9 protein-coding genes are annotated in these 12,653 nt (G+C 47.0%); 3 read left to right on the forward strand and 6 right to left on the reverse strand.

Annotation, left to right across the window (positions count from 1 at the left end; all coding sequences use genetic code 11):
• Window positions 1-161 precede the first annotated feature (161 nt).
• Window positions 162-2,798, forward strand: a complete 2,637-nt coding sequence (ppc, locus tag I2494_RS18335; protein WP_218467469.1) for a phosphoenolpyruvate carboxylase — start codon at window positions 162-164, stop codon at window positions 2,796-2,798.
• Between the two features lie 106 nt (window positions 2,799-2,904).
• Here the strand turns inward: ppc and I2494_RS18340 are convergent, their stop codons facing one another.
• The 5 genes from I2494_RS18340 to metB all read right to left on the reverse strand — a co-directional run bounded on the left by I2494_RS18340 (window position 2,905) and on the right by metB (window position 9,034).
• The gene (locus tag I2494_RS18340; RefSeq protein WP_218467470.1) at window positions 2,905-3,351 is read right to left on the reverse strand and encodes a surface-adhesin E family protein; all 447 of its coding nucleotides are present in this window, start codon (window positions 3,349-3,351) and stop codon (window positions 2,905-2,907) included.
• Complete coding sequence (locus tag I2494_RS18345; RefSeq protein WP_218467471.1) at window positions 3,341-3,931, reverse strand: hypothetical protein; 591 nt, start codon at window positions 3,929-3,931, stop codon at window positions 3,341-3,343. Before I2494_RS18345 ends, I2494_RS18340 begins: the two co-directional genes overlap by 11 nt.
• A 188-nt stretch (window positions 3,932-4,119) precedes the next feature.
• Window positions 4,120-5,007 (reverse strand): methylenetetrahydrofolate reductase, encoded by an 888-nt coding sequence (gene metF, locus I2494_RS18350; RefSeq protein ID WP_218467472.1) that lies wholly within the window; start codon window positions 5,005-5,007, stop codon window positions 4,120-4,122.
• Between the two features lie 428 nt (window positions 5,008-5,435).
• Complete coding sequence (locus I2494_RS18355) at window positions 5,436-7,871, reverse strand: bifunctional aspartate kinase/homoserine dehydrogenase II (RefSeq protein ID WP_218467473.1); 2,436 nt, start codon at window positions 7,869-7,871, stop codon at window positions 5,436-5,438.
• Window positions 7,872-7,873: 2 nt separating this feature from the next.
• Window positions 7,874-9,034 (reverse strand): cystathionine gamma-synthase, encoded by a 1,161-nt coding sequence (gene metB, locus I2494_RS18360; RefSeq protein WP_218467474.1) that lies wholly within the window; start codon window positions 9,032-9,034, stop codon window positions 7,874-7,876.
• 251 nt (window positions 9,035-9,285) lie between these two features.
• Between metB and metJ the strand changes: the two genes are divergently transcribed.
• On the forward strand, window positions 9,286-9,603 hold the full coding sequence (gene metJ, locus I2494_RS18365; protein WP_130590057.1) for a met regulon transcriptional regulator MetJ: 318 nt from the start codon (window positions 9,286-9,288) through the stop codon (window positions 9,601-9,603).
• A 202-nt stretch (window positions 9,604-9,805) separates the two neighbouring features.
• Here metJ and rpmE read toward each other — a convergent pair whose 3' ends face one another.
• On the reverse strand, window positions 9,806-10,021 hold the full coding sequence (gene rpmE / locus I2494_RS18370; RefSeq protein ID WP_218467475.1) for a 50S ribosomal protein L31: 216 nt from the start codon (window positions 10,019-10,021) through the stop codon (window positions 9,806-9,808).
• Between the two features lie 285 nt (window positions 10,022-10,306).
• Between rpmE and priA the strand changes: the two genes are divergently transcribed.
• Window positions 10,307-12,502, forward strand: a complete 2,196-nt coding sequence (gene priA, locus I2494_RS18375; protein WP_218467476.1) for a primosomal protein N' — start codon at window positions 10,307-10,309, stop codon at window positions 12,500-12,502.
• Window positions 12,503-12,653: the final 151 nt, after the last annotated feature.

The raw sequence follows: 12,653 nt of genomic DNA on the forward strand, positions 1-12,653 counted from the left end.
TTTTTTTGTTGAAATTTTCTGGTTATAAGAAATGCTTAAAGGATTCAACAAAATTATGTACATACCCAAATTGTGTGATACAACTCTAACTTTAGTACTCATAAAAATAACGCGATAACACAACATCATCTTCATGTTTTGACTAACCCGGCAGGAGACCTATGAACGAACAATATTCCGCGATGCGAAGTAATGTCAGTATGCTTGGCACTCTTCTAGGCGATACCATCAAAGACGCTTTAGGTGAAGAAATCCTCGATCGGGTGGAAAGCATCCGTAAGCTGTCAAAATCGTCCCGCGCCGGTAATGAGACTAACCGTCAGGCGTTACTCTCTACGCTGCAAAACCTGTCTAACGACCAGTTACTGCCCGTTGCCAGAGCGTTTAACCAATTCCTCAACTTTGCTAATACCGCCGAACAATACCACAGCATTTCCTCTCGCGGTGAGGCGGCAAATAATCCCGCAGTATTTGCCGATCTATTCAATAAATTAAGACAGCAAAACATTACTGATGAAGCCGTAAGTAAGGCCGTTGATCAGCTTTCTATTGAGCTGGTACTTACCGCTCACCCAACGGAAATTGCGCGTCGCACGATGATCCATAAGCTGATTGAGGTGAATAATTGCCTGAGCCAGTTAGATCACAACGATCTGGCCGACTATGAACGGGATCAAATCATGCGTCGCCTGCGTCAGCTGGTTGCCCAGTCATGGCATACCGATGAGATCCGTAAGATTCGCCCAACTCCGGTTGATGAAGCTAAATGGGGCTTCGCTGTTGTAGAAAATAGCCTGTGGGAAGGTGTACCCGCGTTTATGCGCGAGTTTAACGATCAGTTGGTTGATGCTCTTGGTTACAACCTGCCAGTTGAAGCTGTTCCGGTGCGTTTTACCTCCTGGATGGGGGGTGACCGCGATGGTAACCCAAACGTTACCGCCAAAATTACCGAACACGTGATGATATACGGCCGTTGGAAAGCGGCAGAACTGTTCCTGAAAGATGTTCAGGTATTGGTTTCTGAACTATCGATGTCTGATTGTACGCCTGAACTACGAGCCATGGCTGGTGGCGATGAAGTTCAGGAACCCTATCGTGAACTGATGAAAAAACTACGTGCCCAGTTAATGAGCACGCATAGTTACCTGAGCGCCCGCCTGAATGGTGAACGCGTCAACTGCCCGGATGATATGTTGGTTGATAACCAACAGCTTTGGGAACCGCTCTATGCCTGCTATCAATCACTGCAAGCCTGCGGTATGGGTATTATTGCCAATGGGCAGTTACTGGATACCCTGCGTCGCATCGGCTGCTTTGGCCTGCCACTGGTACGCATTGATATTCGTCAGGAAAGTACTCGCCACAGCGATGTTCTGGCAGAGCTCACCAAATACCTTGAGCTGGGTGATTACGATGAGTGGACAGAAAAAGAGAAACAGCAGTTCCTGATTAGTGAGCTACAGTCAAAAAGGCCACTATTCCCGCGCGACTGGCAGCCAAGCGCAGACACTCAGGAAGTACTTGATACCTGTAAAGTCGTCGCTAAAGCACCGCAGGGCTCTATTGCAGCTTATGTTATCTCTATGGCTCGTACACCGTCTGACGTTCTGGCCGTGCACCTGTTGTTAAAAGAGATGGGTTGTACCTTCGCCTTGCCGGTCTGTCCGCTGTTCGAAACGCTGGAAGATTTAAATAACGCTAATGATGTGATGACCCAGTTACTCAATATCGACTGGTATCGCAATTTTATTGGCGGCAAGCAGATGATCATGATTGGTTATTCTGACTCGTCAAAAGATGCTGGTGTGCTGGCAGCCTCATGGGCGCAATATTATGCACAGGAAGCCTTGATCAAGACCTGTGAACAGGCTGGAGTGGATTTAACGCTATTTCACGGTCGTGGTGGTACCATCGGTCGTGGTGGCGCTCCGGCTCACGATGCTCTGCTGTCTCAACCGCCTGGCTCATTGAAAGGCGGCCTGCGTGTTACAGAACAGGGCGAGATGATCCGCTTTAAGTTTGGCCTACCAGAGATTACGCTGGCCAGCCTGGCAAGCTATGCCAGTGCGATCCTCGAAGCCAACCTGCTACCACCACCAAATCCTAAACAAGAATGGCGCGACATTATGGATGAACTGTCTGAGTTCTCCTGCAAACAATATCGCGATATCGTGCGTGAAGAGCCGGACTTTGTTCCCTACTTCCGTGCCGCCACGCCTGAACTGGAATTGAGTAAGCTGCCGCTGGGTTCCCGCCCGGCCAAGCGTAAGCCCAATGGTGGGGTAGAAAGTCTACGGGCAATTCCATGGATTTTCGCCTGGACGCAAAACCGCCTGATGTTACCTGCCTGGCTGGGTGCCGGTGCCGCATTACAACATGCGATTGAAAACGGTAAACAACAACAGTTGGCAGAGATGTATCGCGACTGGCCGTTTTTCAATACCCGTATCAATATGCTGGAGATGGTCTATGCCAAAGCTGACCTGTGGCTGGCGGAATATTACGATCAACGTCTGGTGGATAAGAATCTTTGGGCGCTGGGTAGCAAATTACGTCGTCAGTTGGCGGAAGATATCAGCGTTATTCTCAAGCTGTCCAACGATCAAAAACTGATGGAAAAACTGCCGTGGATTGCCGAGTCAATCGCCTTACGTAACGTATATACTGATCCGTTAAACGTACTACAGGCAGAGTTGCTTTATCGTTCGCGTCAGCAAGAGACACCGGATCCAAGAGTGGAACAGGCATTGATGGTCACTATCGCCGGAATTGCTGCCGGGATGAGAAATACCGGATAACAAAACAACCAGACCTTTATCCCGATAATTTAATACATTATTGGGATAATTTATCGAAAGAGATAGTCAAAAAAATAGCGCCAACTTCAGGCGCTATTTTCTTTTTTTATGATGGATTTAATTCTTTGTATTTTTCAGTACATGCAGCCTTCCATAATGTTCCGGCTAAGTTATCTTCCGTTTCACCAATAGTCCACTGACCAGGTAAATTTAAACTATATGCAGGCTCACCCGTGGCATACTCTGTTGTATATAAAACCGGTGGAAATAGAGAAAATTTATTCTTTATTGAGCAATCAAACAAAAATATTGATTTAGATGAACCAATCTCTTTTCCGCCGACTTCTTTTGGTTCTTCATAGTGTTGAATATAATAAAAATAGGACAGAACCGGATTATCATTATAAGTATGAATGACTTTTGATAAATAAATATCTCTCTCACCATCACTGTTTAAGAAAGTAAGTTCCTGTTCGTCATTATAATCATTCGCACACCCAGCAGTTATTAATGCGACTGAGAATACCAATAGCTTTATCAGTTTATTTTTCATTAATAACCGTCCTTAAGTCTGGTCTGATATCCAATAGATCTTCTGCCGTAACCGTTCCCTGAATAGAACAGAGTACATTTGTCTTTCCATTAACCTCTTCCAGTATCAGAAGCTTTTCCATCGTAGATGGTGCCGGAGCAACACCATCGGTCGCACCAAGGTTGATTTTCCATGAGGTATCACCAACGCGCTTTATCAATGTATTATGTTGAAAAAGCCCTCTGGATTTCTTAAGTTCAATATATTGGCTTAATCTTTCATGGGCAGTGGCTAAATCTTCTTCCAACTGAAATCCCCAAAAATAATACTCACCATATTTATCCAGATTAGCATATTGATTTAGGTATTTTACTATCGTTACGCCGCTGTCTTGCAAACGATTAACGTCGACACCAACATCTTTCGCTGTCTTTATATTATTGGCATTACTGGCAGAAATAATTTTCTTTAATTCTTTCTTTTTATTCATCTGATTAAAAAAGGTTGAATCACAAAGAGAAAGTGATTCAATCAACGTTTTTGCCTGTGCCGCAGATGATAAAAATAAAATAAACAACGACAAGAATATTTTTATTCTCATTCAACTCTCCTTAGTGAAAAAGAAAATACCATGTATCGATATATTAATAGCTTACTTAAAAATAGAATAAACAATATAAACCGTTATCCCCTTTTCAGGGAATAACGGCTGAAGCAAATTAGCATACCACTCAGATAATTTCTAATAGATACTAAGAACAACTGAAAAGAAGAGGATATAAATAAGCCTTAAACTGGCCTGACTCCCAATGTATGACAAATTGCATAACTCAATTCAGCCCGGTTCAGAGTATAAAAATGGAAATCTTTCACCCCTTCGCGGCTCAGAATCTTCACCATATCCATAGCAATAGAGGCACCTACGAATTTACGGGTTTCAGGGTCATCATCCAGTCCGGAGAACATTTGGCTCATCCATTGTGGAACTCGCACATTCGTCATTGCAGCAAAACGCTGTAGCTGCTTGAAGTTGGATACGGGTAAAATCCCTGGCACGATCTCGACATCAATTCCTGTTGCTACACAGCGGTCGCGAAAACGCAGATAGCTCTCCACGTCAAAAAAGAATTGGGTGATAGCCCGGTTAGCACCTGCATCAATTTTCTTCTTCAGATTGATTAAATCAGCTTGTGCACTTTTTGCTTCAGGGTGCACTTCCGGATAGGCCGCGACAGAAATATCAAAATCACCGACGCTTTTCAGCAATTCCACCAGATCGGACGCATACATATTCGGCTTACCGCCACCGGCAGGTAAATCGCCACGTAATGCCACGATACTGCGAATGCCGCTATCCCAGTAATCTTTAGCGATTTCTCTTAGCTGCTCTGGGGTAGCATCAATACAGGTTAAGTGAGGAGCCGCATCCAAACCCGTTTTATCTTTAATGCCTTTAATGATGCTGTGGGTTCGGTCGCGCTCACCAGAGTTTGCACCGTAGGTCACAGAAACGAATTTAGGTTTTAAATTCTTCAGGCGATCGATGGATTGCCAAAGAGTCTGTTCCATTTCCACGTTGCTTGGCGGAAAGAATTCAAAAGAAACGTTAATCTGACCGTTGATCTCTGCCAGACTCTGATTCAGTGCTTCCCTCTGGTTAGCATGAAAAAAACTCATATTCTGTCCACCCTGTTTGTCTTTTCTGATTAGCCTGATGTGTAGTTATACTTCTGAACGTTTAGACGTCTAAACATCCAAATAAGATGACGTAAGAGAGATGTTCTGTCAACAGGTAATTTGAAAATAAATGGGGAATAATATGAATTGGGATGAAAAAAAGTATAACACTATGATTATGTTAGATTCTGTGAATCTTCCGTCCGGAAAAACAGACTGCATCGACCTCTATTGTATCCGGCTGGAAAACAATCAGTACTAAACATTAGAGTGCGTCGGGCCTGGCCGGATTCGGGGTCGTGGTGAAACACCTTGCGGTGTTTCACCTTTCGAGCCAACGCTAACGCCAAATCGCCCCCAACACCCGTATCTCGCGACGATTGGTATTTTTTATAATCAATCTGATAAAAATCAGAGTTGCTATACCATTACAACAATTTCGCCAACCTGTTCAGGTCAGACTGGATTGCTCCGGCGGTAACGTCTCGTCCGGCACCCGGCCCACGGATAATCAATGGATTGTCCCGGTACCAGCGGCTTTCAATAGCGAACAAGTTATCGCACGGTAACAATGAAGCCAGAGGATGATCGTCCCGTACCGCTTCCACACCAACCCGCGCTTTACCGTTAGCGTCATAGCGCGCTACATAGCGCAGAACCAGTCCCATCTCCCGGGCGGCTTCTAAACGCTCCAGCATTTGATGGTTTAGCGCTTCGGCATTTTCAAAGAAGTTATCAACAGATCCGTTTTCAGCACCTTCAGCAACCAGTGATTCAACCCGTACCTGATCCGGTTCAATGTCGTAACCCGCTTCGCGCGCCAGAATCACCAGCTTACGCATCACATCCTGACCAGAGAGATCAACCCGCGGGTCTGGTTCGGTAAGCCCTTGTTGCCATGCCTGCTCCACCAGTTCAGAGAACGGAATTGAGCCGTCAAACTGTAGGAATAGCCAGGAGAGGGTACCGGAAAAAATTCCACTCAGAGAGAGAATGGTATCGCCACTGTCGCGTAAATCCCTCACCGTATAGTTAATCGGTAATCCAGCCCCTACAGTGGCATTATACAGCCAGTGGCGGCCGGTTTTGGCGAATGCATCCCGAATCTGACGATATTCATTTCCGGATGACGCTCCGGCCAGTTTATTGGCGCTAATAACATGGAACCCATAACTGGCAAAGTCCAGATACTTGCTGGCCAACTCTTCACTGGCGGTAATATCAAGAATCACCAGATCGTCAAATGGATGATCGCGCATCCAACTAACTAATGAATTGTCATCCATTGTTTGGGCTTCATCATTAAAGAATGCCAATACTCTGCTGGCATCCAGCCCCTGATAGTCGAGTACACTGCGACTACTGTCGACCACCCCTGCCAGAATAAATTCAAAACCAGTGCGAGCCGAAATATTCTTTTGTTCACGGGCAAACAGCTCCAACCAACGGGAACCAATATTGCCTTTACCACATAGCACCAGACCAATACACTTTTCCGCACGAAACAGGCTGGCATGCAACCCCTGAATCAGATGTTCAGTCGGCCCTACGCGCAGTACAGCCACCAGGCTTATATCGTCTTCGGCATGCCAGATAAACTCCACCGGCTGATCTTTAAGCTGTTGATAGAAACGATGACTATGCAGAGGATTTTTACATACTCCCGCCCCCACCAGCGCAACTAATGCCAGCCCTTCCCGTAGTTGCAGGCGACCCGGTAATCTGGCGTCATCCAGAATTTGCAATACGCTGTTTACAACTTCAGAGGTATAACACAGCTGAAGCAGGTTGCGATCGTAGTGAACGCCGGTCGCCAGTGGCTTAACCTGAACCCGATTCAGAATACGTTCCACTTCTTTCTGTATTTGAGAGAAATCGTGCTGGGCTTCAACCTGTAATTCAATCAGGCAAACATCATCATGGCTGGTAACGATTCTGGCACCGGTACCGGATGCCAGGACGCGTTCAATACGGGTAGAACCCTGCTCTGGCTGATAACTACAGCGCAGTTGAAGATCGATATCACTACCGGATACCGGTTGCAAAGTACGGGCATGCAGTACCGGAGCCGCCAGACGAGCCAACTCGCTAGCTTCATCTAAACGCAGCAATGGTAACAAACAGGCATCCTTCACTTTACGCGGATCGGCGCTGTATACCCCGGCCACATCGCTCCAGATAGTGACTCTGACTGCTCCTGCCAGTGCTCCAATCTGAGTAGCCGAATAGTCACTGCCGTTACGCCCCAGTAGTACTGTTTCTCCCGCTTCATTACGGGAAATAAAACCGGTTACAACCAGACGTTTATTGGGATACTGAGCCAGTAACTGTTGCAACAGAGGATAAGAACGGCCTTCATCTACCTGCGGCTGCGCAGAGCGCTCTGCTCGCAGAAAATCACGCGCATCCAGCCATTCTGCCGCCATGCCTTGTTGGTTCAATAACGCCGCCATCAAACGTGCCGACCAGATTTCACCATGACCAACGACCTCTGCATAGACAGCATCAGACATCACGCCATCCAGCAAAGCGGCTAGTCGTTCAAGATCCTGAATAAACACTTTAATCAGCTCAGTGGCTTGCTGTTCCGGCAACAGACCGTTAATCAGCTCACTCTGATAACGACGCAACTCTTGCTGCACTTGATGAGAGGCAATGCGATCGGTTTGGCTAAGCTGTAGCCATTTAATCAGTTGATTAGTGGTACTACCCGCGGCAGACACCACCATCATGTCCCCTTCGCGGCTGTATTCTGCCATTATCCCTGCCACTCGCAGATAGCATTTGCTGTCTGCCAGGCTACTTCCGCCAAACTTATGCAACTGACGATTTGCAGGAAGCCCGGAAGCTCCTAATGTAGTCATACTTACCTCTTCGCTGACGCCTGGAAAGCCTGTTCCAGATCGGCAATTAAATCTTCACTGTCTTCGATTCCAACAGAAATGCGCAACAATCTGTCTGATATTCCGGCAGCTTTACGAGCTTCTGCTGCCATCCCCGCATGCGTCATGGTCGCTGCATGGGAAATTAAACTTTCAACACCGCCTAATGATTCTGCCAGTGTAAACAGTTCCAGCGCCGCAAGAAACTTCCGCATTGCCTGTTCATCACCATCAAATTCAAAACTTAACATGGCACCAAAGCCCAACTGCTGTTTACGGGCAATTTCATGACCCGGGTTCTCTGGCAAGGAAGGATGATACAACGTTTTGACCTGAGGTTGCTGCTGTAAATAAGCGATCACGGCCTGTGCATTTTGCTGCTGCTGTTTCATACGCGGCCCTAAAGTACGTAATCCGCGTAATAGCAGATAGCTGTCAAAAGCCGCGCCAGTAACACCAATATTATTTGCCCACCACGCCAAATCGACACCCAATGCTTCATCTTTACAGATGACCACACCAGCCACTACATCAGAATGTCCATTTAAATATTTGGTACAGGAGTGCAGGACAATATCCGCACCCAAGGCAATTGGCTGCTGCAAAATAGGGCTTAGAAACGTATTGTCCACCACCGCCAACGCCCCGGCCTGATGTGCGGCCTGACAAACTTTGGCAATATCCACCACCCGCAGCAGCGGATTACTCGGTGATTCAATTAATACCAGCTTAGGTTTTTGCGCCAGTGCGGCAGCTAAAGCCTGTTCATCGCCCTGATCCACAAACAGCACACGGTAGGCTCCCCGACGCGCCAGACTGTCAAACAGGCGGTAGCTGCCACCGTAACAATCGTGCGGCGCAATCAGTAAGTCATCTGGCGTCAATAATGCGGTACACACCAGGTGAATTGCCGACATGCCGCTGCTGGTCAATACCGCACTGCTTCCCCCTTCCAGTTCCGCCAGTGCTGACTGAACCACATCACGAGTCGGATTACCGCGGCGAGAGTAATCATGTGCCCGGGGCTGATTAAAATCGATAAAATTATAGGTGCTGGAAAGATGAATAGGGGGAACAACACAGCCATACTGCTCATCTGAATTGAGCCCGCCCCGCACTGCAATAGTTGCCTGTTTGCGTTTCACTGAATCACTCCGGGAGAAAACCATAAAGTATGATGAATAAGATAATGCTTTAGATTATAGACGTCAATACATCTGGACATCTAAACTTCTTGCCGTGTAGATTGAGGAATCGCAAAATATCCGTTAAAATTGTCAGGTATAATCTTTTAATGCACTCGTGAGCCATGCCAGAAGCCAACTCATGAGCAGGTAAAGTTAGTTCACAATGAACTAACTTTAAAGTTTCAGCTTTCTATTAATTAAGGTGCCCCATGGCTGAGTGGAACGGCGAATATGTCAGCCCCTATGCTGAACATGGCAAAAAGAGCGAACAGGTCAAAAAGATCACGGTATCCATCCCGCTGAAAGTATTAAAAATACTAACGGATGAACGTACCCGCCGTCAGATTAATAACCTGAGACATGCCACCAATAGTGAATTGCTTTGTGAAGCATTTCTTCATGCGTTTACCGGGCAGCCTCTGCCTAATGACGAAGATTTACGTAAAGAACGTAGCGATGAGATCCCGGAAGCAGCAAAAATATTGATGCGTGAAAAAGGCATCGATCCGGACAGTTGGGATTATTAATTCTGATTATCGTCTTATTGCATTAGCAACACGATCGCTGATGATTAAAGATAACTAACTTACCCTCACTATTGGGATAGCGTTTTTTACCGGGTAGATATTACCAATAGCAATAATTCAGTCTGCCGTGGTAAACAAAGAACAGAATATTCAGATACAAAAAAGGCGCCTCAGGCGCCTTTTTCTTTTCAGCTCAGTAAAATTACTTAGCGCCGCCAACCATGTTGAAACGCTTGTTGAAGCGGTCTACACGGCCACCGGTAGCAACATCACGCTGCTTACCAGTATAGAACGGGTGGCATTCGCCGCACACGTCCAGGTTAAGATCGTGACCCACAGTTGAGTGAGTTTTGATTACGTTACCGCAAGAACAAGTTGCAGTAATCGCTTTGTATTCTGGGTGGATACCTTGTTTCATGATGAACCTCTCTAATGTCGTGTCGCTATACGGTCATTATTGCCGTACACCACACGAAGTAAAAAAATAGTTGAGTGGTTTGATTCAGGTACTGAAATTCGAGTACTGAATCAAAGGTTGCGTATTATACAGATCTAATATTCACCGCGCAAGCGGCCAACCATTCATCTATTCATCACACTCAACAGCCTGTGGTATGCTGCTGCATCCCATAAGATTTTAATTCCGCTTTGGTTGTTTTTGTTTACCAAAAGCCCGTTAACTGAGATTTGGACTACCTGCATAATGAGCGTTGTGAATGTCGTTTTACCGGTGCCACTGGACCGTTCGTTTGATTATCTCCTGCCTCCGGGAGAACAGGCGATTATCGGAGCCAGAGTCAGCGTACCATTCGGCAAGCGGGAAGCCATCGGTATTATTGTCGGCACCAGCGATCACAGCGAGTTTCCACTCTCACAGTTAAAAACCATTAATCACCTGATTGATGATCGGTCGTTGTTTACGCCATCATTATGGAAAACTCTGCTTTGGGCCTCCAGTTATTATCAATTCCCGCTGGGGGAAGTGTTGTTCCATGCCCTACCGGTTTTACTGCGCCAGGGGAAACCCGCTCAGGAACCGCCTATCTGGCAATGGCAGATAACTGAAGAAGGACAAATAACCGATCCGGTCACTTTAAAACGAGCGCCCAAGCAACAACAGGCGCTGGCCGCGCTGCGTAAAGCCAATATCTATCGCCACCAAATCAGTACGCTGGATTTAAACGAAGCCGCTTTTCAGGCACTAAAAAATAAAGGCCTGGCTCAATTAGAAGCGCTCTATCCGGCGGCTACTCACTGGCAGGACAATTTCCAAATAAATGGTGAACGTCTCAGACTGAATACCGAACAGGCCACTGCTATTGGTGCTATCCGTAGTGATGATCGGCAGTTTGGTGTCTGGCTGCTGGAAGGCATTACCGGTTCCGGCAAAACAGAAGTGTACCTCAGCGTTCTGGAAAATATTTTGTCTGAAGGACGACAGGCGCTGGTTTTAGTTCCTGAAATTGGTTTAACACCTCAAACCATTGCCCGCTTTCGTGAGCGTTTTAATGCACCAGTCGATGTCGTTCACTCAGGCCTGAATGACAGTGAACGTCTTGCGGTTTGGCTACGGGCACGGCGAGGAGAAACCGCCATTGTTATCGGTACTCGTTCAGCGCTGTTTACACCATTTAAGCATCTGGGGGTTATTGTCATCGATGAAGAACACGATAGCTCTTATAAACAGCAGGAAGGATGGCGCTACCACGCCCGCGATTTAGCCATTCTCCATGCCCGCGAAGAGAACATTCCGGTGATCCTCGGCTCGGCAACTCCGGCTATCGAAAGCCTGCATAATGCCCAAAGCGGTAAGTATCACCATTTGCGCCTTACTTTACGGGCTGGTCATGCTAAACCCGCAACCCAATATATTCTCGACCTGAAAGGCCAACCGCTGACCGCCGGACTGGCTCCCGCAATGCTCAAACGAATGAAGGAGCATTTGCAGGCCAATAATCAGGTGATCCTGTTTCTTAACCGACGAGGTTATGCCCCGGCACTGTTATGCCACGAATGTGGCTGGATAGCAGAGTGTAGCCGCTGCGAGCGTTATTATACGTTGCATCAGAACCAACGCATGTTGCGCTGCCATCATTGCGACAGTCAACGCCCGGTTCCCTATCAATGCCCTAAATGCGGCTCAACCCATTTGGTACCGGTTGGCGTAGGAACAGAACAGTTAGATAACGAACTTGCCCGTCTGTTCCCGGATACGCCAATCACTCGCGTCGATCGCGATACAACCAGCCGTAAAGGCTCACTGGAGCAGCATCTTGCGGATATTCATCAGGGCGGCTCTCGTATTCTGATTGGTACACAGATGCTGGCCAAAGGCCATCATTTCCCGGATGTTACGCTGGTCGGCCTGATTGATGTGGACGGTGCGCTATTCTCTGCTGACTTCCGTGCTGCCGAACGTTTTGCTCAGCTATATACTCAGGTTTCTGGCCGCGCTGGTCGTGCAGGCAAGCAGGGCGAAGTCTTACTGCAAACTCACCATCCGGAACACCCTTTGTTACAAACCCTGCTGCATCAAGGCTATGATGCCTTTGCTAAACAGGCAATTGAGGAACGGAAAAGTGTTTTCCTGCCACCATTTACTTTTCATGCCCTGTTTCGTGCCGAAGACCACGATAATCAGCAGGCATCACAGTTTTTGCAGCAACTAAAAGAGCAACTGGAGAATGTCAGAGCCAACGATGGCTCATTGTGGATCCTTGGGCCTGTTCCTGCTTTACAGGCCAAACGTGGCGGCCGTTTCCGCTGGCAATTGTTGATCCAACATCCCTCCCGTGGACGTTTGCAGCACATTTTACACACTCTGAGATTACAAATAGCCGCAATGCCACAGGCAAAAAAAGTCAAATGGACGCTCGATGTTGATCCAATAGAGGGTTAGAGATCACATTATTGAGAACTGGCTCTAAAAAGTTGATTCACAGCATACAATTCAGTAGCGGAATAGCATAAAACTGATGCCAGAAATAATACGTCCCAACTATTTATTCATTGAGACAACCAGATTGACAACAGGCCATCGGCCTGCGTTT

Source organism: Limnobaculum allomyrinae, assembly GCF_016649425.1.
Taxonomy (GTDB): Bacteria; Pseudomonadota; Gammaproteobacteria; order Enterobacterales; family Enterobacteriaceae; genus Limnobaculum; species Limnobaculum allomyrinae.

Coding starts and splice junctions, on each gene's coding strand:
- ppc (WP_218467469.1), top strand. CDS start 162: ATGAACGAACAATATTCCGCGATGCGAAGTAATGTCAGTATGCTTGGC.
- I2494_RS18340 (WP_218467470.1), bottom strand. CDS start 3,351: ATGAAAAATAAACTGATAAAGCTATTGGTATTCTCAGTCGCATTAATA.
- I2494_RS18345 (WP_218467471.1), bottom strand. CDS start 3,931: ATGAGAATAAAAATATTCTTGTCGTTGTTTATTTTATTTTTATCATCT.
- metF (WP_218467472.1), bottom strand. CDS start 5,007: ATGAGTTTTTTTCATGCTAACCAGAGGGAAGCACTGAATCAGAGTCTG.
- I2494_RS18355 (WP_218467473.1), bottom strand. CDS start 7,871: ATGACTACATTAGGAGCTTCCGGGCTTCCTGCAAATCGTCAGTTGCAT.
- metJ (WP_130590057.1), top strand. CDS start 9,286: ATGGCTGAGTGGAACGGCGAATATGTCAGCCCCTATGCTGAACATGGC.
- rpmE (WP_218467475.1), bottom strand. CDS start 10,021: ATGAAACAAGGTATCCACCCAGAATACAAAGCGATTACTGCAACTTGT.
- priA (WP_218467476.1), top strand. CDS start 10,307: ATGAGCGTTGTGAATGTCGTTTTACCGGTGCCACTGGACCGTTCGTTT.